The 19,228-nt window shown below is 49.4% G+C and carries 20 protein-coding genes and 1 pseudogene; 10 read left to right on the top strand and 11 right to left on the bottom strand.

What is annotated here, in order from left to right:
- Positions 1-10: 10 nt before the first annotated feature.
- From QEH52_RS05155 to nadD, 4 genes are read right to left on the bottom strand one after another with little or no spacing between them, the layout of a single operon-like run.
- Positions 11-931 (bottom strand): endonuclease/exonuclease/phosphatase family protein, encoded by a 921-nt coding sequence (locus QEH52_RS05155; RefSeq protein ID WP_308949023.1) that lies wholly within the window; start codon positions 929-931, stop codon positions 11-13.
- Between the two features lie 31 nt (positions 932-962).
- The gene (locus tag QEH52_RS05150; protein ID WP_308949022.1) at positions 963-2,216 is read right to left on the bottom strand and encodes a M48 family metallopeptidase; all 1,254 of its coding nucleotides are present in this window, start codon (positions 2,214-2,216) and stop codon (positions 963-965) included.
- 9 nt (positions 2,217-2,225) lie between these two features.
- Positions 2,226-2,591, bottom strand: a complete 366-nt coding sequence (gene rsfS, locus QEH52_RS05145; RefSeq protein ID WP_308949021.1) for a ribosome silencing factor — start codon at positions 2,589-2,591, stop codon at positions 2,226-2,228.
- A gap of 18 nt (positions 2,592-2,609) precedes the next feature.
- Positions 2,610-3,218: a nicotinate (nicotinamide) nucleotide adenylyltransferase gene (gene nadD / locus QEH52_RS05140; RefSeq protein WP_308949020.1), complete on the bottom strand. Its 609-nt coding sequence runs from the start codon at positions 3,216-3,218 to the stop codon at positions 2,610-2,612.
- A gap of 68 nt (positions 3,219-3,286) precedes the next feature.
- Between nadD and QEH52_RS05135 the strand changes: the two genes are divergently transcribed.
- Positions 3,287-3,955, top strand: coding sequence for an exopolysaccharide biosynthesis protein (locus tag QEH52_RS05135; RefSeq protein ID WP_308949019.1), 669 nt, complete (start codon positions 3,287-3,289; stop codon positions 3,953-3,955).
- A 93-nt stretch (positions 3,956-4,048) separates the two neighbouring features.
- Here the strand turns inward: QEH52_RS05135 and ptsP are convergent, their stop codons facing one another.
- On the bottom strand, positions 4,049-5,809 hold the full coding sequence (gene ptsP / locus QEH52_RS05130; RefSeq protein ID WP_308949017.1) for a phosphoenolpyruvate--protein phosphotransferase: 1,761 nt from the start codon (positions 5,807-5,809) through the stop codon (positions 4,049-4,051).
- A 53-nt stretch (positions 5,810-5,862) separates the two neighbouring features.
- Positions 5,863-6,810 carry a 4-(cytidine 5'-diphospho)-2-C-methyl-D-erythritol kinase gene (ispE, locus tag QEH52_RS05125; protein WP_308949016.1) on the bottom strand — a complete coding sequence of 316 codons (948 nt, stop codon included), beginning with the start codon at positions 6,808-6,810 and terminating at the stop codon, positions 5,863-5,865.
- 29 nt (positions 6,811-6,839) lie between these two features.
- On the opposite strand from ispE, the gene pyrF reads away from it, so the two are divergent.
- The 3 genes from pyrF to QEH52_RS05110 are packed head-to-tail and all read left to right on the top strand — an operon-like array spanning position 6,840 to position 10,224.
- Positions 6,840-7,541 carry an orotidine-5'-phosphate decarboxylase gene (pyrF, locus tag QEH52_RS05120; RefSeq protein WP_308949015.1) on the top strand — a complete coding sequence of 234 codons (702 nt, stop codon included), beginning with the start codon at positions 6,840-6,842 and terminating at the stop codon, positions 7,539-7,541.
- 60 nt (positions 7,542-7,601) lie between these two features.
- Positions 7,602-8,306: a 2-C-methyl-D-erythritol 4-phosphate cytidylyltransferase gene (ispD, locus tag QEH52_RS05115; protein ID WP_308949014.1), complete on the top strand. Its 705-nt coding sequence runs from the start codon at positions 7,602-7,604 to the stop codon at positions 8,304-8,306.
- 28 nt (positions 8,307-8,334) lie between these two features.
- Positions 8,335-10,224, top strand: coding sequence for an ATP-binding cassette domain-containing protein (locus QEH52_RS05110; protein WP_308949013.1), 1,890 nt, complete (start codon positions 8,335-8,337; stop codon positions 10,222-10,224).
- A gap of 28 nt (positions 10,225-10,252) precedes the next feature.
- On the opposite strand, the gene QEH52_RS05105 is transcribed toward QEH52_RS05110, so the two are convergent.
- The gene (locus QEH52_RS05105) at positions 10,253-10,678 is read right to left on the bottom strand and encodes a response regulator (protein WP_308949011.1); all 426 of its coding nucleotides are present in this window, start codon (positions 10,676-10,678) and stop codon (positions 10,253-10,255) included.
- Positions 10,669-12,570 (bottom strand): sensor histidine kinase, encoded by a 1,902-nt coding sequence (locus QEH52_RS05100; RefSeq protein ID WP_308949010.1) that lies wholly within the window; start codon positions 12,568-12,570, stop codon positions 10,669-10,671. Before QEH52_RS05100 ends, QEH52_RS05105 begins: the two co-directional genes overlap by 10 nt.
- A 180-nt stretch (positions 12,571-12,750) precedes the next feature.
- Here QEH52_RS05100 and QEH52_RS05095 point away from each other — a divergent pair, with 180 nt between their 5' ends.
- The 5 genes from QEH52_RS05095 to QEH52_RS05075 all read left to right on the top strand — a co-directional run bounded on the left by QEH52_RS05095 (position 12,751) and on the right by QEH52_RS05075 (position 16,844).
- On the top strand, positions 12,751-13,455 hold the full coding sequence (locus tag QEH52_RS05095; protein ID WP_308949008.1) for a cytidylate kinase-like family protein: 705 nt from the start codon (positions 12,751-12,753) through the stop codon (positions 13,453-13,455).
- A 65-nt stretch (positions 13,456-13,520) separates the two neighbouring features.
- Positions 13,521-14,948, top strand: a complete 1,428-nt coding sequence (locus QEH52_RS05090; RefSeq protein ID WP_308949007.1) for a BaiN/RdsA family NAD(P)/FAD-dependent oxidoreductase — start codon at positions 13,521-13,523, stop codon at positions 14,946-14,948.
- Between the two features lie 68 nt (positions 14,949-15,016).
- On the top strand, positions 15,017-15,754 hold the full coding sequence (locus QEH52_RS05085; protein ID WP_308949006.1) for a hypothetical protein: 738 nt from the start codon (positions 15,017-15,019) through the stop codon (positions 15,752-15,754).
- 21 nt (positions 15,755-15,775) lie between these two features.
- A complete protein-coding gene (locus QEH52_RS05080; protein ID WP_308949005.1) occupies positions 15,776-16,300 on the top strand; it encodes a hypothetical protein in 525 nt (174 codons plus the stop codon).
- Positions 16,301-16,352: 52 nt separating this feature from the next.
- Positions 16,353-16,844: a hypothetical protein gene (locus QEH52_RS05075; RefSeq protein WP_308949004.1), complete on the top strand. Its 492-nt coding sequence runs from the start codon at positions 16,353-16,355 to the stop codon at positions 16,842-16,844.
- 163 nt (positions 16,845-17,007) lie between these two features.
- Here the strand turns inward: QEH52_RS05075 and QEH52_RS20690 are convergent.
- Both QEH52_RS20690 and QEH52_RS20685 read right to left on the bottom strand, forming a co-directional pair.
- A pseudogene (locus tag QEH52_RS20690) lies at positions 17,008-17,211 on the bottom strand (hypothetical protein); the annotation flags it as partial.
- Complete coding sequence (locus QEH52_RS20685) at positions 17,193-17,417, bottom strand: hypothetical protein (RefSeq protein ID WP_425609277.1); 225 nt, start codon at positions 17,415-17,417, stop codon at positions 17,193-17,195. The gene QEH52_RS20685 and the pseudogene QEH52_RS20690, both read right to left, overlap by 19 nt.
- A 240-nt stretch (positions 17,418-17,657) precedes the next feature.
- On the opposite strand from QEH52_RS20685, the gene QEH52_RS05070 reads away from it, so the two are divergent.
- Positions 17,658-17,969 carry a hypothetical protein gene (locus QEH52_RS05070; RefSeq protein WP_308949003.1) on the top strand — a complete coding sequence of 104 codons (312 nt, stop codon included), beginning with the start codon at positions 17,658-17,660 and terminating at the stop codon, positions 17,967-17,969.
- Between the two features lie 200 nt (positions 17,970-18,169).
- Here the strand turns inward: QEH52_RS05070 and moaA are convergent, their stop codons facing one another.
- Positions 18,170-19,174 (bottom strand): GTP 3',8-cyclase MoaA, encoded by a 1,005-nt coding sequence (gene moaA, locus QEH52_RS05065; RefSeq protein WP_308949002.1) that lies wholly within the window; start codon positions 19,172-19,174, stop codon positions 18,170-18,172.
- Positions 19,175-19,228 lie beyond the last annotated feature (54 nt).

Here is a 19,228-nt window from a genome sequence, read left to right as displayed (position 1 = left end):
CCACCGTAGCTCACATTTCGGGGGCAGCGAATGGCTTCGCTAGCTCGAGATACACCATGCGATGATCACTGCCGGTGAGAGCTCCGGGGCTATCGACGATTTGGGCGCGACCGGCCTTGATACGAGGCATCATATCCGGCGAGGCAATGAAGCCATCGACGGACTCATAACGTGCCTCCTTGTCGTAGTAATAGGTCCATTCCTCACCGCGGCTGTCAGCTGCGGGCACGAGGCTGCCCAGCTCTAGGTTCCCCCTGCGGTAGAAACGCCGCATCGGAGCGCTAGCTGGGTGGTCATTGAAATCCCCGACGATCATATAGTTGAGCTTATTTCGCTCATGCGTCCGCTCGATCACACGGTTGCGGCAAGCCTCCGCTTCGCGCACTCGGCGTAATTCAGAGTTCTCATCTGCTTTTACATCTGTGTAGCGACTCTTTAAATGCACTGCAAAGAGCTGGAAACTCTCACCATCGCCGAGATCAAAACTGAGCTCCAGCATGCCGCGTTTTACGAGTTCACGGCTTTCGATGTATTTAAAGTCTAAATCCCGATGTTTGACTACAGACTGCGGTGCGACACGCGAAAGCACTGCAACATGACGATCGGGGTCCGCGCCTTGCATGTGCACGGCATAATCGTAATGCATGCCTTCACGCGCTAGATCTGCACGCAACTCTTCCAAGAAATCAAGTGGCCCCATTTCTTGCACGACCAAGATGTCGGCTGACACCTCCTTGATGATCTCCCGCACGATCGCCTTCTCACTTTCTGGTTTCGGATACGAAGGCCGCCACCGCGCGCCCACATGACGATCCATCACTAAGTAGTTTCTTAGATTGTAGCTCGCGATGCGTAAATCCTCTGCCACTAGTACCGAACCGAGACTTAAAAAGACTAGGCCGAGAACATAGAAGCGGAGGGGGGGGCGCATAGAATTGAGAAAAAGTGATATAAGAACGATATTAACTGCGCAAGGAATCCTCGCGCTCGACTAAGGTGGGATGCGAATAGTGAAAACTGCTGTAGAGTGGATGGGGCGTCAAATTACTTAAATTCTCTTTATGCAGTTTGCGCAAAGCGCTGGAGAGTGGCGCGTAACTGCCCATCGCATCACGAGCAAATGCGTCGGCCTCATACTCGTGTTTACGTGACAAGCGACTCGAGAGCGGCGACAGCCAGAAAGTGACCAATCCACTCAATAACATAAATAGCAGCAATACTGGCACGATGCCAATTTGCCCTTCGACAGGTGCACTGAAGTGAAAGGCTTGCACAAACCAATCTGCATTCGCAAGCCATCCGAGCACTGCAAACATGCCCAAGGAGGAAAATGCCGCCATCGCCATCATTTTAGGAATGTGCCCAAGCTTGTAGTGTCCGATCTCGTGCGCCAAGACGGCTTCGAGTTCTGCTGGCTCCATTTGCTCAATTAAGGTGTCGTATAAAACAATTCGGCGAAAGCGTCCGAAGCCCGAGAAAAACGCGTTGGAGTGCCCTGAGCGCTTGCTACCATCCAATACCAGAATCGTCTGCGCCTTAAACCCGGTGCGGTCTGCCAGTGCAAAGAGGCGGGTCTTCAATTCCCCCTCTTCCATTGGTTCCAATTTATTGAAGAGCGGCATGATAAACATGGGATACGCCACCACCATCACCAGTTGGAATAGGAAGAATACAGCGAAGCCCCATACCCACCAGAGTGCACCTGCGCTACTCACCAAATAGATCAATAAAGCCAATAGTGGGTAACCGATCGCAAAGCCGAGGAGTGTACCTTTGATTTTGTCGATGGCCCAAAGCTTCTTGGTGCTTTTATTAAAGCCGAAGCGCTCCTCAAGTTTGAAGGTGCTCCAATAATCAAAAGGCATCGAAGGAATTCCGAGCACTAAGCCTACCAGAAATAGCGCCAAAGCTTGGCCCCAGACGCCATAGCCAAACCAGCCACTAAACAGCTCGTAAAACCATGGCAAGATACCTAGCAATAAGACCAATGCGAGCACGCCGGCATCGTAAAGATCGCTGACGATCCCGAAGCGCGTCTTCGCGGCAGTGTATTCAATCGACTTCTGATAGGTTGGCAGGTCGATGAAATCGCGGAAGCTTTCGGGCACTTCGCCTGCTCGTGCCTGAGCGTAGCGAAGATTGAGTAAGTCGAGCACAATCCCAGTGCCCAGTTTCAAGACCAGCAGTACGACGAAAACAACTAAAACTGTATTCATAGTAATTTCTTACAAAGTCACTTCGCTGGCATCTTTCCACAGCTGGTCGAGACGATAAAAATCACGCATCTCAGTCGTCTGCAAGTGGATCATAAAATCAAACGCATCCACGACCAACCAGCCACTACCTAGCTCACGATCTTGGCCCAGCAGTTGCACTCCTGCACCTTTTAAGGCCATATCGAGCCCGCTCTTGAGTGCTTTGACGTGTGGATCTGAGGTCCCTGTGGCAATAATGATATAATCTGTGATCGAGGATTTCCCCCGCACATCAAGTATGCGAATGGATTCGCCCTTCTTGTCTTCGATCGCGGCGACGGCGCAGCGGATCTCTTCGAGGGTGCGGTTTTCTTGTTTACTGGAGTCTTTGGTCATATGGATCGTTGATAAATACTACTGGGTATAGAGGCCATGAGAGGAAATGAAAGCCTCAACTGAGGGGGGCACCAAGTCTTGCACCGAGAGCCCCTGTTCGAGTGCGGCTCTGATAGCACTCGAACTGTGCGACATCAAGGGAGCCTCAATCCCGACATACTTCAAGCCTGGAACGACTGATTTTGCAATCGTATGCCCCGGACGGCGTAATACGGCAAAAGTGACTAAGCGAGCGATATCTTCGATGCGATGCCATTGGGGCAATCGCTCAAACTGATCCGCGCCGATGATCCAATAGAGCTGGCTGGCAGTATTTTTAGCGCGAAAGGCCTGAATGGTGTCAACAGTGTAGCTGATGCCGCCACGCTCGATCTCACTGCAATCCACCGCAAAGCGCGGTTGCTCCGCGGTCGCTAAGCGCAGCATTTCGATGCGTGCTTCATCGCTGGCTATAGTTGTGTGCGCCTTGAGTGGAGATTGTGCCGCCGGAATAAAGATCACTTGGTCTAAGTCGAGTTGCGCCTGTGTGACACGCGCCACCGCCAGGTGGGCACAATGCACTGGGTCGAAACTGCCCCCGTAGAGGGCGACAGATTTGCGGGGAGACGATAATTCAGTCTGTTTCATGATTGCGCAGTCATCGGAAGTCGGCATTAAAAATCAATCCAGTTTCTTACCTATCTGACCAACCGCAAATGCAAACAGCTGACGAAGTCCCGCCACACCTGTCTCTAGGAGATACTTTAAGCCAACTTTTAGCCACCGACGATACGCGCGGTCTGTCTATCAGCGAGATCACTAGCGCCGTCGCCGAAAAGGGCTTTGGACTCGTGCTGATCATCTTATCGCTGCCCAGCGCCCTCCCCGTGCCAGCGCCGGGCTATAGCACCCCCTTTGGGATCGTAATTGCCTTAATGGCACTGCAAATGATCAGCGGACGCGAAGCCGTGTGGTTACCTCAGAAACTCGCAGACATACGCATTCAACCTAAGCTTGCGAATACTATGCTAGGCAGCGCTTCGAAATTCCTAAAAATGATCGAGCGCTTTATACGCCCCCGTCAAAAATGGATCCGTGGTCGCGCAGGACAAAGTGGGCTGGCGATTGTGATTTTTATCATGGCTTGCCTCATGATGCTACCGATCCCACTGACTAATACCTTTCCAGCCATGGTGATCTTCATGATCGGCGTTGGTCTAGCGGAGGAAGACGGTTTGCTGGCCATGGCGGCCTTTGCAGTCGGTTGTTGCGCTGTATTGCTCTACCTGGGCGTCATCTATGTGGTGATCACCCAGGGACCGGAGGCGATCGAACATATTAAAGTGGGCATCAAATCGCTCATCGGCCTAGGCGATGCAAAATAAAGTCTAGCTCTAGATGAAAACAGGCTACGAACGCAAGTATCTGGAGAGCACAAGTAGAGCCAAGCTTGTCGCCGTTGAGTCAACTGAGCTGATTTAAGCCAGATCTCCCAATGCTTCCCGCCGAAAGGCTTCGAGTCTTTGTATGATTTCGTTAGAATCTGACAATTGCATGACTTCGGCCACCAATTCCTGAGCATCTGACTTTTTGATATGACGGATGAAATACTTGACCTCTGGCAGCAAGCTTGAGGTCAGGCTTAGGGAATCGGCCCCCATACCTAATAACAGCCCTGCGTAAATAGGATCGCCAGCGATTTCACCGCAAACACTGATCGGAGTCTTCGCATCATTAGCGCCGTCAATGATGGCTTTCAGCGTGCGCAAAACCGCAGGATGTGCGGGGTCATAGAGGTGAGCGACTTGATCATTAAGTCGGTCCACCGCAATTAGATACTGGATCAAATCGTTGGTGCCGATACTTAAGAAATCTGTTTCGGCTGCGAGGAGGTCGATGATTACGGCGGCGCTGGGGACTTCGACCATCGCGCCTACCTGGATATTCTCATCAAAGGCTTCGCCTGATTCACGTAACTCTTGCTTGGTCGAGCTCAGCAGTTGATTCGCCATCCGCAACTCACTGATTCCGCTGATCATGGGGTACATGATCTTTACATTACCATGCGCACTGGCACGTAGGATGGCGCGAAGCTGAGTTTTAAATATGGCCTCATTACCTAAGCAAAAACGAATCGCCCGAAAGCCCATAAAGGAATTATCATCCTTCACTTTATCATCACCTATGGTCTTATCGCCACCGACATCCAGTGTGCGGATAATTACAGGCTCTTCTCCAGCGGCCTCGACCACTGCTCGGTAGGCATCATATTGCACCGACTCGGGTGGGTAACCATGATGCCTTAAAAAGATGCCCTCAGTGCGAAAGAGTCCGACACCTTCGGCATGCATCGCATTGGCCTGGTCCATCTCTTGTGCCCCTTCAACATTGGCCATCAACGAGATCGAGGCGCCATCAAGCGTCACCGCAGGCTCTGCAATGAAAGAATTAAAGGTGTCGTCGCGCTTTTGCCGTTCAAAGGCCAGCTTCCCGTAGCGGTAAAGGCGATCTTCCGAGGGATTGATCACAATCACTCCCTCATGCCCATCGACCAGAATATGATCGCCGCTCACAATGCGCTTAGTCGCATCATGCGTGCCCACGACTGCGGGGATGCGCAGCGAACGAGCCATGATTACCGAGTGGCTGGTCTTGCCTCCCCCGTCAGTGACGAAGCCTAACAGTTTATTACGATCGAGGTCTGCTGCGTCCGAGGGTGAAATATCCTCGGAAACAATGACGCTCTCGGCAGCCAGTTGCCCCAGATTGACCTTCTGCATCCCGATCAAGTTGTGCAGTAGTCGACGCGAAACATCGCCGATATCGGAAACGCGTTCACGTAAATATTCATCTTCCATCGATCGGAAGAAGGAGATGTAACGCTGCGCCACATTATTATAGCAGAACTCAATGTTCTTACGACTGTTTTGCAGCTCGGACGTTACTTCATCCAGTAGCGCAGTGTCCTCTAACACGAGTAAGTGGGCGTCGAAGATACGTGCTTCGCCCTCCCCTAAGGATTCTGCAATTTGATCGCGCACTTCAGTAATCTCAGCGCGCGTCTCTAAAATAGCTTTATCAAAGCGCTCGAGCTCTGAGTCTACTTTCTCTTCCGTAATATCATAGCACGGCACATCTAACTGCTTCTGCAGATAAACGACAGCACGGCCATGCGCAACGCCTGGTGACGCAGCAATGCCTTCGAGAATAATCTCTTCTTTAGTATGAGGGTCGGCCACAAATAGAGTGTGTCAAATATGAGTGCTTGGGTTGCTTTGCTAGCATCATCCAGTCAGCGGATTGAAGTTTCAATCAAAAATACACCTGAGCCTAAAGCATTTTGACAAATACTCTGAGCGGTAGACATCTCTGAGTCGTCCTTAGGCAATGCAAAGCAACAACTTCCGCTCCCGCTCATCAGGCAACGAATGCCACGCTCGCGCAGCTCTTCGAGTAAGCACTGGATCGCTAAGTATTTAGCACCAATTGGAGCTTCGAAGCTGTTCATGAGCAAGTGTTCCATAGCCTCTGTGCTCGCAAATCGCTCCAAGCGCGCATGCGCCAAAGCTTCGGGTTCGTACGCGGTGGGACTCGCCTCAATCAGCTGACGGTAGGCCCAAGCGGTGTTAACACCGAAATCTGGTTTGAATAATAGGACGCGTTGCCCCCGCAAGCTGGAAGCCAACTCTGTGGACAGCGGTTCTAATACCTCTCCCCTCCCGGACATCACAGTGGGCACTGAATCGATAAAGAATGGACAGTCGGAGCCTAGGCTCGCGGCCAGGATCAGTAAGCGCTCTCGCTTCAAGGGTAAACCGAGCAGTTGATTCATCGCAGTGAGTGCGACTGCGGCATTGCTACTCCCCCCACCCAAACCCGCTCCCATCGGTATGCGCTTATCCAGTTCAAAATCAAAAAAGACATCCTTCCCGACATGCGCGCGAAAGGCCGCCGCAGCTCGTATAATTAAATTCCCCTCGCCCGTAGGGACCGCAGTATCCTGGCATTGCAAGCGATCCTGCTCAAGCTGGTTGCGCGTTACCACTAAGCGATCGCCAAAGGATAACGCAACCACCAGCGATGTGAGCGCATGAAAGCCATCCTCACGCGGTCCATGGACGGACAGCATTAGATTGATCTTCGCGGGCGAATCTAGACTTACGGAATTCATATTACGGCGCCAGTAAGAGCAGTCGATCTGCCAAGTGCCATGAAAATTTCTATTTTTGCACTTTGCCATTCGTGAAATTCGTCCCCTAGTCTGCACGCATGTCTAAATCAGCGCCTTGCCAACTTATTTTAGCTCTTGATCTCGAAACTCGCGAAGAAGCCCTCGCCATGCTCGATCGCCTCGGTGATTCGCTCAAGTGGGTCAAGATCGGCCTTCAGCTGTTCACTGCCTATGGCCCCGACTTCGTGCGCGAAATTGCAGACCGTGGCTATAAGGTCTTTCTCGACCTCAAATTGCACGACATTCCTAATACCGTCGCCAAAGCAGTGCAGAGCATCTCTACACTGCCAGTGGATTTACTCACACTACATGCCTGCGGCGGGGGTGAAATGCTAGAATGGGCGAACAAAGCGCGTGCAGACTATGCACCCAATCTAAATTTACTCGCGGTCACTGTGCTGACTTCCATGAACGAGGCGCAGCTGCGCTCACTCAACGTTGCCAGCACGCCGGAAGCGCAAGTCCTCCATTTGGCAGACATTACACTTAAATCGGGCGTTCAGGGGCTCGTATGCTCCTCACTGGAACTGGCCCCACTGCGCGAACGCTTCGGTCAGGAGCCGATCATCGTGACTCCAGGCATACGTCCCGCAGGCAGTGCGGCCGACGAACAAAAGCGCATAATGACGCCTGCAGCCGCGGCCGCGGCGGGCTCCAGTTACATCGTGGTCGGGCGCCCGATCCTTAAAGCCGCCGATCCGGCTGCAGCTGCTCGCAGCATCCAAGCCGATTTGAGCTAAGTCGTAGCAGGGGCTTAGCTCTACGATGCCCCACCGCAGCCACCGGCTGCCAATACTGATATGGTCACAGCAATACTTCTCGCCGCTGGCAGCGGCAATCGAATGCAAGGACAGGTCCGGGATAAGATCTTGACCCCCTTGCATGGCAAACCTGCCTTTATCTACAGCTTGCAGGCCTTCGTAGACTCCAGCTTGGTCGACGAGTATATTGTGGTCTACCGCGATGAAGCTCAAAAAGCGCAGTTGAGCGCCTTGGTTCAGGATCATGGCCTGCAAGAGCTCAAAATTAGCGGCGCGCCTGGTGGCCAAGAGCGACAAGATTCGGTGATCCATGCGTTAAACATCGTCAACGAGCGCTGTGAATTTGTCTTTATTCACGATTGCGCTCGCCCTTGCATCACTGCCTCCGCAATACAATCGCTGCATCAAGCCGTCGTCAGCGATAAAGCGGCTTGCCTCGCGCATCCCGTCGTCGACACCATCAAACGCATACCGCAAGCCAATCAGACGCAACAAGTCGAACTCGAGGATCTCGACCGAAATCGCCTCTGGGCGATGGAAACACCACAAGCCTTTCACTTTCAGAGCATACTCAAAGCTTACCAAAATGTAATTAAACAGAAGCGAGCCATCACCGACGACACTGCCGCAGCAGCAAGCATTGGCTTACACACCACGCTCGTAAGCAACACTTCTCCGAACCCGAAACTCACCACACCCGCCGACATCGCATACATTGAGTTCTTACTCAAACACTCACGATGAGGCACTTTTAAATCCAAGAGTCATTTTTATGCTTTTAAGCTACCGCAATCTAACCGTTTCCTTTGGTGGACCCAAGCTGCTAGACAATGCAGGCCTTACCATCGACAAACGCGAACGCATCTGCCTGCTGGGGCGCAATGGCGAGGGCAAATCCACCTTGCTGCGCATTCTCAATTCGGAAATCGAGCAAGACCGCGGCGAAATTGAAGCCATCCCCGGGCTCCGGATTGGTAAACTGGATCAGGAAGTGCCAGCGGCGCTAGAGGGCACTGTATTCGAAATCGTGGCGCAAGGACTGGGTGAGGCTGCACAGACTATCGCCCAATATCACCATCTCTTGCACGAGCTTGGGGAGCACCCTGACGATGAGAGCATCGGTGAGCAGCTTGATGAAATCCAGCATCAGCTCGACCAAACCGATGGCTGGGCGCTGGAACACAAAGTCGAGAATATCCTTCAACGCGTCGAGCTCGAGGGGGATCAAGAGTTTTCCTCACTCTCGGGCGGCAACAAGCGACGCGCCCTGTTGGCCCGCGCATTAATCAAGCAGCCACACATCCTGCTGCTGGATGAGCCCACCAATCACCTGGACATACCCGGCATTCGCTGGCTGGAAGAGTTCCTGCGTAAGGCCGACATCGCCCTGCTCTTCGTCTCGCACGACCGCGCCTTTATCCAGCGTGTCGCTAATAAGATTTTAGATCTCGACCGTGGACAACTCACACGCTGGGAGTGTGACTACGACACCTATTTGACCCGTAAAGCGGAACTACTCGCAGGTGAGGCGAAGCAACAAGCAGTCTTCGATAAGAAGTTAGCCGAAGAAGAGGTCTGGATTCGTAAAGGTATTCAAGCCCGTCGCACTCGCAACGAAGGCCGCGTTCGATCGCTAAAAAAAATGCGGGAAGAACGGGCTGAGCGACGAAACATCCAAGGTAAAACCAAGCTCGATTTGAGCGATGCACAACTTTCTGGCCGCAAGGTGATCACGGTTGACGACATCAGCTACAAATGGGATCAAGTGCCATTGATTGAGAATTTCTCAACTACCATTTGGCGGGGCGACAAGATTGGAATTGTTGGACTCAACGGCTCCGGCAAAACCACTTTGCTCAATCTACTACTCAATAAGCTGGAACCAAACAGCGGCAGCGTCACGCACGGCACTAAGCTCGAAGTCGCCTACTTCGACCAGCATCGAGATCAGCTCGACAACAAGCTCAGCGTAGCGGAAAACGTCCATCCCGCGGGCGAAATGGTCAATATTAACGGCAAGCCACGACACATCCTCTCCTATCTGCAGGACTTCCTCTTCACCCCGCAGACCTCACGCTCTCCCATTACCAAGCTATCTGGGGGTGAACGCGCACGCTTACTCTTAGCCAAGCTTTTCGTACAACCCGCCAACGTGCTGGTATTGGATGAGCCTACCAATGACCTCGACATCGAAACAGTCGAATTACTCGAAGAGCGCCTACTCGAATACACCGGCACCCTACTTCTCGTCAGTCACGACCGCAGCTTCTTAGATAACGTCGTCACTAGCACCATTGCGCTCGAGGGCGATGGTGTGATCGAAGAATATACCGGCGGCTGTGAAGAATGGCTGCAAAAACAAGAAGCCAACAAAGCGGCCGCAAAAAAGCCCAAGGTCACCACGGCAGCAGCAGCAGCAGTGACAGCCAGCCCTGAACCTGCTCAGCGCAAACTAAGCAATAAGGAGCGCGAAGCTCTCAAAACATTACCCGGGAAGATCGAAAAGCTCGAAGCCGAACACGCTGCTTTGGCCGAATTGATGGCGACTCCAGAATACTACCAAGATCCCGCAAGTCAGCTAGCTGATGACGCAAAGCGCCTGGAAAAACTGGAACTCGACATATTGGAGGCCTACGAACAACTCGAATCTCTTAGCGAGTGAGCGCGTGAGCGAGTAATCAATCGAAGGATTATTCAGCCGCCAATGAGTTAAAAAACTCTGTATAGCGCGCTATATCGAAATCCTTAGTCTGGAAGCCATTTGCACCCACCTCCAGGGATCGCTCCAAGTCTTGGTCACTGTCGGAGTTTGTCAGCATTACGATCACAGGGATTTTACTAAAATCAGATACGCTGCGTAATTCACGAATTGTCTCAAACCCGTTTAACTCAGGCATATTGATATCCATCAATACTAGAGCAGGCACAGGCTCTACTCCGTTCTGAACCGCTTCCATATGCTTCAGAAATGCGCCTCCACTGGTAAATGTGAGTAAAGGATTCTTTAATTCGGAGCGAGCATACACACGCTTTGTAATCGTTAGATCGATGACGCTATCATCAACGACCACCACAGGGTCGTTGGCATTTAAACACTTATTTTGAACTAATTGCATTCTGTTACGGGATCTAATAAATAAAATTTAATGTGAAAGTGATTCCCTGGCGATTCAACCCAAATCCTACCAGAATGGAAATTCACGATTCGCTTGCAGATCGCCAAGCCCATACCGTGACCAGTTGTATTATTTTCAAGTTGTCGAAAGACATCGAAAACCTTAGCGGCCTCATCCGCATCAATCGACGACCCGGAATTAAACACTCCCAGCACCGTGTTTCCGTTCTCGTCATGCTCTGCCGTAAAATGTAGCTTAAAACCCTCGTTTTTCGCGTGCTTGACTGCGTTATCTAGCAGGTTGCGATACAATACGCGCACTAAGCTTACATAGATGCTCATTTGCGGTAAGGAATCAATTTGCACCTGAACCCCGCGTGCCTGCAAAGGTGTGGAAAATTCATCTAATACCTCAGCAACCAAGTGTTCTAGTAAACACTCCTCGCGAACTAGCGAACTATCACAAGTAATGTCTGTAAACTCTCGAAAATCAGCTAACTGCCCCAAGGCTTTTTTACACTCCAAATGTAATTGCTCGAGAATCGATTCGGCATCTTCGACTGTGCCATCCGCACACTCTGACTGATAGAGGCTCGCCAAGCCAGCAATCCGCTGGATCGGCTCGCGTAAATCATGCGAAGCCACACGAGCGAAATGCTCCAAGTCGCGATTCATTTCAAACAGACGTTGGTTCGCCTGCTGCAAGCGAGCTTGATGACGCTCAATCGACTGCTTCATTTCTAAAAATGTATTGGCTAAAATACCAATTTCGTCAGCTCGATCGGTGGGTAATATTACAGTAGTCGATTCATTCAAGGACAGGCTTCGCGCAACCGCTGTAATGCGCTCTAGCGGCTTAGTCAGGCGTGAGGAGAACGCGATCGCCAATAGCGACGCCAACACAGTCAATACGCACATTGCTACAATCACTGCAGAGCTGGTATACATCGACGCCCGCCCGATATCATCATAAGATCCCACAACTCCAAATGCCAATTGTCGCGGTGGATCGAATACTCGAAATTTCGCAAAGTGCACTAAGCGCTTGGAAGCTCCAAGCTCAGAATCAGTGCGAAATGTCAACGAATCCACATCCTGTTCCCGAAACCCTGCAAGCTCTGGAAAAGCATGCTCAGCTTTCATCTCAACTCCTAAATCAAAACCAAATGTATAACTAGGGTCTGAATGTAGTAGAAAATAACCATCCTCATTCGTCAGATAATATTCGTATCGGCTACGATCCAAGCCACCGCGCAATACTTGCTCGATGAATAACTTGAAATTTAGATTAATTATGACGATGCCCGCGAACACAGCATCACTGTCATAGATTGGCATTGCCACCCGGAAAACAGGACGGCTGGGATATTCCACCACTCCATTTTCACGATTCAAATTAATTTTCGAGTAATAAATTTCCCCCGATCGCTTCTGACTCGCTTCAATGAAATAATCACGATTTGCCTTAGCTTGTAATTGCTTCTCTAGAACTTGCAAGACCCTGCCATCACGCCGATCTACGCGCACATACTCCATGCCTTGACCATCGCTACTGATGTATCTGATCTGCGAATAGGTCGGCTTAGCCCTTAGCATCTGCTCAAAAATATCACCTAAATCCTTACGTGCAGTCTGCTTCTGCGCAGCATACTCTTTAATATCTGCAATTTTTCGTACCGCAGGTAGGTTCGCAATAAAACGAATGTCATGGTTGAGTTCCTCGAATGCCAGTTGCAAACGGTCCATCTCCAGCAGGGAACGCTTTTTTAAAGTTTCCGCTTGAAAGTCTGATATAGTGATCGAATGCCCCAAATAGCCTACCAGCGCGATGCTGAAGGAGGTTGAAACGACCAGCGCAAAAATAAACCAACGAAGCTGAGACGATATACGCATACGGGAAAATAAAGAAGACTAAAATAAGGTATCCACCCCATACTAGAGCGTATAATACTAGCTATGCAAACATTAGTTTCAAAAGGAAGGGAAATTAAATGAAGATGCTTGCCAGCTGGCGGTTCTGGCTTATTATGAAACAAGAAATAACACCGTTATTAACTCAACCCAAGGCACCCCATGGAACTACACCCCAGTTACCAAGAATGTCGCGGTTATATTGCCGCTCATTTACATCATAAGCCTGAATTTCCTGTCAAAGCAACAGAGCGACCGCCCGCAATCACAATCTCTCGTCAGGCCGGTGCCCGGGGGCGCACCATCGGACTAAAACTTCAAAATGAGCTTCGTGCAATGGCCCCGAAAGCTCCTATCCCATGGACGCTCTTCGACGACAATCTTGTTCAGCAAGTACTTGAGGACCATCAACTGCCCGCTGACTTAGAGAAATTTATGCCCGATGATGCGATCAGCGAACTTCAAAGTTCCATCAATGAACTCCTCGGTCGCCACCCCTCACTCTGGACGCTATTTGAAAAATCAGTTAGCACCATTACTCGCTTAAGTCGCATGGGCCATTGCATCATCGTCGGGCGCGGTGGTCATGAGATCACACGAGGCTTCCCGAACGTCATTCGGGTACGCCTAATTGGCTCGATGGAGCAACGTATGCGTCAGATGACACAAGGTCACGGCATGTCAGCCACAGCTGCGCAAAAATATATAAAAGAAGAAGACGCAGCGCGTCGCCGCTATATCAAACAACATTTCGATGCCGACATCGATGCGCCCACCCGCTACGATCTGGTGATAAATACCGACCATCTTAACGACGACAGCATCGTCCGCCTGCTAATTGCAAGCGTTGAGCAACGAGGCCAATGAAAGCTCTATGAAGTCAAACATTCTGCCTTTCATCTCGGTTCAATTCATGACAAAACCAGCCGAGTATGACATCACACGCGCAGAATTCCGCCCCTAACATCGCCATCATCGGCGGTGGCGCCGCTGGCTATTTCGCTGCCATTACCGCAGCCGAGCTCAATCCCTCCGCCAACGTTACCATCTACGAAGCCAGCAAGCGCACACTCGCCAAGGTTAAAATCTCCGGTGGCGGGCGTTGCAATGTCACCCATAACTGTTTCGATCCTAAAGAACTCGCCAGCCGTTACCCGCGCGGGGCGCGCGAGTTACGCGGAGCCTTCCACCGCTGGCAACCACAAGATACCATTCAATGGTTTTCCGAGCGCGGCGTTCAACTCAAAGCGGAGCCCGATGGACGCATGTTCCCCACCACCGATGACTCACAGACCATCATCGACTGCTTTCACCAAGCCGCCCAAACCGCAGGCGTCAAACTGCGCAAAGAATGCGCAGTCAAGTCACTCTCGACTCACCACGCTTCACGCTCCACTCACTCTTTCAGTTTACAGCTAAAAAACGGGGAAACAATCGAAGCTGAAAGAGTGCTCATCGCGACCGGTTCTCTCAAGGCCTCCCCACTCACACGCGCCCTCGAAAGTCTAGGTCACAGCATCGCTCCCCTAGCCCCGTCACTCTTCGCCTTTAATTTAGCTGACAAGCGCACCCACGGCCTATCCGGCCTAGCCGTGCAAAACGCCCGTGTCACCTACGTCCCAAACGCTTCAAATCGCGCCAAACTCACAAACGTAGGGGCGCGACTTGTCACGCCCGCGTCGTCCCAGCTAGCGTCCTCCCAGCTAGCGTCCTCCCAGCCCGCGTCCTCCAAATCACGCCCAGCAAAGCCCACACCTCAAACCGGCCCCATCCTCATCACCCACCGCGGCCTCAGCGGCCCCGCCATCCTGCGCCTCTCCGCTTGGCAAGCCCGCGTCTTGCAAGAGGAGAACTACCATTTTGAAATTGAAATCAACTGGCTCGGCGACATGACCGAAAACCAAGTCCGCGAGCAATTCAAGCGCCTACGCAAAGGCAAGACCCAAGTAAAAACAAAAATCTTCGAACAAATCCCCCGCCGCTTCTGGGAGCGTCTGGTCGAGACCGTCGGCATCGCCGACGAGCAGAAATGGGCCCAACTCCCCAAGGATAAAGAGACCGCCCTCATCCAGGAGCTCATAGCCGGACGCTTCAGCGTCCAAGGCAAGACCACCAACAAGCTTAAGGTCAAGGATTCACTTGTAGCAAAAGGCATGAAAAAAGAGGTGCCTGCTGAATTTGTTACAGCAGGGGGCATTTGCAGGAAGGAAATCGACTTCAGGACGATGGAAAGCAAGATTGTCCCCAACCTGCACTTTGCTGGCGAATGCATCGATATCGACGGCATCACTGGCGGCTTCAACTTCCAAGCTGCTTGGACTACTGGACGGATTGCGGGGGAATCAATGGCTGAAGGCTAATAATTAATGTACTATAGAACATGACTCTAAGTCATCATGATTTTATCGCCCCCAAAAAATATAATACTATGAGCATCACTAAAATTAATAAGTTGGATGATTTACTTCGTATCACATTTTTAGAATGGCACGAGGAGTATGTAGCGAATACTGAACGGTCTATAGTGAAGCATCACGAACATATTTGGGCAAACGCGGTTAAAGTTAAACCAAGCGAGCTTCCGTCAGATTGGAGTCATGATCCTGACGATGCTTATCGTTTTACTGATGATATTGATCAAAATATAAATGATTGGATTCTGCCGAGAGAAACAATCCAGACATTATACATTGATCATTTTTCAACAATTACCCGTGGTTCAAGTTTAGTGATATTGATCGCAAGTTTTGAAAAGCGTCTAAATGACCTCTGTAACTCGATCAAGTGCCATGACCAAGATGAAATAAAACTTAGCTTGAGCGACATCAAAGGTAAGTCGTACGCTGATAGGGTTGCAAAATATTTAGAGAAAGTTGTTGGGATTAACGCGGGTAAATCAACAAATGATGAACGTTGGCAAAATATTAATCACCTCTTCCACATTCGACACAAAATTGCACACACAGGTGATTCATACAACCTCAACAAGGCTGAACAGGACTGGATAAAGCAACACGGGTATAAAGACATTGAGTTTCACGGAATTAAAGGAGGATTCCTGCATTTTTCTTTAGAGTGTATAAATAAATATGAGCAACTCTTGTTAGATGGTATCGCCGATAAATATTACCGTCCCGCAGACGAAGATTTAGACCCTTTGGACTAAATGCTACAATGATAATTACAAATGAAGATTGAAATGAGAAAAATAGAATTTCATCAAACAGTTAGTATACAAATGTATCTGGAGGCGATTAGCTTTTATGAATCAGCCAAGGTTATTAAGGATAGCATTGGCGACAGCTCAATGTATTATGAAAAATATCCTTACTATGTAATGTTATCCTTCAGCATAGAGCTGTTACTAAAATGTATCCATGTCACTTCCGTCATTGAAATAGACGATTCTAGAGAAGAGACCCTCAGCTCAAAAATTAACCATATTAATGGCCATAGATTGGATGAAATCTTCGATAGGCACTCAGATAAGATGAAACGATTCCTATCAAATGCCTACGAAATAAAATTTAACCGAAGTCTACGTGATGATTTAATTTGTAATGGTAACGTCTTTACAAAATTTCGCTATACTTACCCTAGAGACGGGAATGGAAGTTCCGAGAAAAGCCTTTACCCTGACATACTTGAAGATACAGCTTTATTTATGGTAGAAGAAATAAAAGCATTATACGACAAGCAATCTGGGCGATAAAACGGATTTTTTTTTTACCAATCATGGGGAATAGCAGCACATAAATCTAAAAATGAAATACATTGCGATTGTATTAACTAGCCTAATGTTGGGCGTGCTAGGACACGCAAGCAGTAATGATCAGGCATTATGGGGAAAGTCAGACTACGGAATGACAATCGAACAAGTCCTTGAGGCGTTCCCCGACGCCACCATGAATCCCAACAATAGTAATTCAGATGATGGAATAGTGATCATATCAGATTTGAAAGTAGGTATACATGAATGTGAAGTTCATTTCTTTATCGGATTACGTGGGCTTTACTTAGTAAAATTAGAACCCCAAAAACCTAATAATAGCACTTTTATTGCCTTAGAAAAGCTACTTCGATTGAAATACGGAAAACCAGTGTCGATAAGAGATTTAGTGAACATCAAACTACATACCAGAGAATGGTATGATGCCCCTCGAACCGTCAGGATCGCATTCTTAGATCAAGTTGATAACAAGAAATTGTCGATTGTATACACTCATGAGAAACAGGATGCAATAAACTCACTATAGCGAGAGTAAAGAATAGGAGTATGAAGCCAGCTATTATATATTTTAGAGATGAAGATCAAATCATCTCTAATATCACCGAACTAACTCAAGTTTCAGCATCAGAAATCCTAGACTTCTTACCCTTGCTTATTAATTGCCCCAAAGGTAATAATGCTGCGAATTCTTACTGGGAATTATTCGAAACGAGATTCCCTCGGAAAAATCGCCCTGGGATATTATCATTCAAACTTTGGGGATCTCGTAGCACATCACCGACAAGCAGCACTTTGGTCTCAAGGTAAGTGAGTTCGCGCTTAGTCTTAGCTAGGCTGAGAATTTCAAAGGTAAGGCCTGATCGGTCCAATTGCTTCACCGCCTTGCTAGAACTGGCATACGCTCTCTAGTTGGATTCCTTCGTGACCTTACGCTTCCGTTTCGTGCCTTTAAGTGGCGTAGCGTCACATTACTCGTAAATGACTTCTTGCCTATGTAATGGCGGCCCTGTGCATCTGTAATGCGATAGATGAAGCCGTCATAGTCGGTAGGATCAAACTGCCCCACTCTTGTAATGTCCCAATGTCCGCAATCTCCCATAACAAGTATCGGGATCGGGATTTAATCTTTCAATCTTTTCACTTATTAGTATATCTGATTCTTAGCATTAATATCGCAAGTCATTGATATTCAACGATTAACCCTGATTTCTTTTCTTAATTAAATTTAAATCCGAAAAATCCAATTATAATTTAAATAACGTTTGCTCATGCCGAATGTCACAGGCAAAAGGCAGTCATCCCAACAACGGGGTAAAAGTAATCAATCGAAAGGACAAATATGAGCTATCAACTGACAGAAGCAGAGCAAAATCTATTTAAAATAAGAAATGGTATGATTCAGGATATATATAAATCCATAGAAGTAAGTGGTTTTAAAGCTAGATCAGTAAAGCAACCTAATGAACCAGTAATAAGCACAGATTTCACGCGATTAGAAATAGAACTTATTTCAGAAATTCAGGATCAATATGACAGCAGGCCGTGCATCTATTTTAAAATCACCTCACCTCCATATGTGAATCGTGAAATATTAGTAAGCATCGATCCTGATGATGAACAGGTTATTGAAGTTATATTAGAAGAAAAATAATTTAAGCTTCATAGCCCCGCGATAACATCAACGGGCTTTTTTGCGCCTACTTTCGACAAAAAACGCACATTTTAAGCCTTTTGCGGATAATATGAAAAGCTAAGGATCGCCCTGTCTTGATCAGCGCACTGGCCTGCAAACCAGATGCGCTGCTCACTCTAGACAGAGCCGACTTCCATTATGGCTCATATCATTACTGATTAGCCACCGATGTAGGACATCTCTACTTTGTCCTTGGACTGGATGCCTTGTGTTCGCTGCTCTGAATAGCGGTCTTTGCGCGCGCCCCAGTGCCCTGCCAATTGATCGTAAAGCTGCGCTTTGTCGTAGTTGGGGGCGCGCATTATTTGCTTTAAATCAAGCCCGGTGCTGGCAAATAGACAGGTGTAAAGTTTTCCATCGGCTGAAATGCGAGCGCGTGTGCAGCCGCCGCAGAAGGGCTGCGTCACGGAGGTGATCAAGCCAAACTCGGCGGAGCCATCACGATAACGATAGCGCTTGGCCACCTCTTGGCTGGAGCTGATATCAACGGGCTCTACTGGAAACTCGCGCTGAATCGTTTCTAATATCTCGCGCCCGCTCACAACTCGTTCCATTTTCCAACCGTTGTGGTTGCCGACATCCATAAACTCGATAAAGCGCAGACTAATGCCGCGTTGCTTAAAGTAGCGCGCCATCGGCAAGATCTCGCCATCATTGACGCCTCGCTCGACCACCATGTTGACTTTGACTTGAAAGCCTTCGTGCTGCGCCGCCGCGATGCCCGCCAACACGGCCCTGGGCGCGACGCCTCGACCATTCATTTTGCCAGCAATTTCCGGATCAAGGGCATCGAGACTGACGGTCACTCGATCAAGACCAGCCTCTTTTAACTCCCCCACTCGCTCGGCGAGGCGTAGCCCATTGGTCGTCATCGCAATGTCTTCGACTTTATGTATATGTTTCAGACCATGAATGTATTTTGCGAGTCCGGGGCGCAGCAGGGGTTCGCCACCGGTCAATCGTATCTTGCGCACACCCAGCTGCACGAAGGCCGCTACGAGCTCGTCGAGCTCTGAAAAACGCAGCCATTCGTTTTTACGCAGAAATACATAATCCGCCCCAAAGACCTCTTTTGGCATGCAATAGGTGCAGCGCAGATTGCAGCGATCCGTCAGTGATATACGTAAATCGGTGAGCCCGCGTCCTTGTTGGTCTTTAATCATGGTGTGGCGTAGACGAAGCGCTAGAAATCGGTGCATTTAAAGCTCAAAATGGCG

This window comes from Thalassobacterium maritimum (assembly GCF_031127805.1).
GTDB lineage: Bacteria > Verrucomicrobiota > Verrucomicrobiia > Opitutales > Coraliomargaritaceae > Thalassobacterium > Thalassobacterium maritimum.
This window is presented reverse-complemented; position numbering and strand designations above follow the sequence as displayed.

Coding starts and splice junctions, on each gene's coding strand:
- QEH52_RS05080 (WP_308949005.1), top strand. CDS start 15,776: ATGAAGATTGAAATGAGAAAAATAGAATTTCATCAAACAGTTAGTATA.
- QEH52_RS05075 (WP_308949004.1), top strand. CDS start 16,353: ATGAAATACATTGCGATTGTATTAACTAGCCTAATGTTGGGCGTGCTA.
- QEH52_RS05135 (WP_308949019.1), top strand. CDS start 3,287: ATGCAAACAGCTGACGAAGTCCCGCCACACCTGTCTCTAGGAGATACT.
- QEH52_RS05095 (WP_308949008.1), top strand. CDS start 12,751: ATGGAACTACACCCCAGTTACCAAGAATGTCGCGGTTATATTGCCGCT.
- QEH52_RS05070 (WP_308949003.1), top strand. CDS start 17,658: ATGAGCTATCAACTGACAGAAGCAGAGCAAAATCTATTTAAAATAAGA.
- QEH52_RS05085 (WP_308949006.1), top strand. CDS start 15,017: ATGAGCATCACTAAAATTAATAAGTTGGATGATTTACTTCGTATCACA.
- ispD (WP_308949014.1), top strand. CDS start 7,602: ATGGTCACAGCAATACTTCTCGCCGCTGGCAGCGGCAATCGAATGCAA.
- QEH52_RS05110 (WP_308949013.1), top strand. CDS start 8,335: ATGCTTTTAAGCTACCGCAATCTAACCGTTTCCTTTGGTGGACCCAAG.
- moaA (WP_308949002.1), bottom strand. CDS start 19,174: ATGATTAAAGACCAACAAGGACGCGGGCTCACCGATTTACGTATATCA.
- nadD (WP_308949020.1), bottom strand. CDS start 3,218: ATGAAACAGACTGAATTATCGTCTCCCCGCAAATCTGTCGCCCTCTAC.
- QEH52_RS05155 (WP_308949023.1), bottom strand. CDS start 931: ATGCGCCCCCCCCTCCGCTTCTATGTTCTCGGCCTAGTCTTTTTAAGT.
- pyrF (WP_308949015.1), top strand. CDS start 6,840: ATGTCTAAATCAGCGCCTTGCCAACTTATTTTAGCTCTTGATCTCGAA.
- QEH52_RS20685 (WP_425609277.1), bottom strand. CDS start 17,417: ATGGGAGATTGCGGACATTGGGACATTACAAGAGTGGGGCAGTTTGAT.
- QEH52_RS05105 (WP_308949011.1), bottom strand. CDS start 10,678: ATGCAATTAGTTCAAAATAAGTGTTTAAATGCCAACGACCCTGTGGTG.
- QEH52_RS05090 (WP_308949007.1), top strand. CDS start 13,521: ATGACATCACACGCGCAGAATTCCGCCCCTAACATCGCCATCATCGGC.
- rsfS (WP_308949021.1), bottom strand. CDS start 2,591: ATGACCAAAGACTCCAGTAAACAAGAAAACCGCACCCTCGAAGAGATC.
- ispE (WP_308949016.1), bottom strand. CDS start 6,810: ATGGCAAAGTGCAAAAATAGAAATTTTCATGGCACTTGGCAGATCGAC.
- QEH52_RS05150 (WP_308949022.1), bottom strand. CDS start 2,216: ATGAATACAGTTTTAGTTGTTTTCGTCGTACTGCTGGTCTTGAAACTG.
- QEH52_RS05100 (WP_308949010.1), bottom strand. CDS start 12,570: ATGCGTATATCGTCTCAGCTTCGTTGGTTTATTTTTGCGCTGGTCGTT.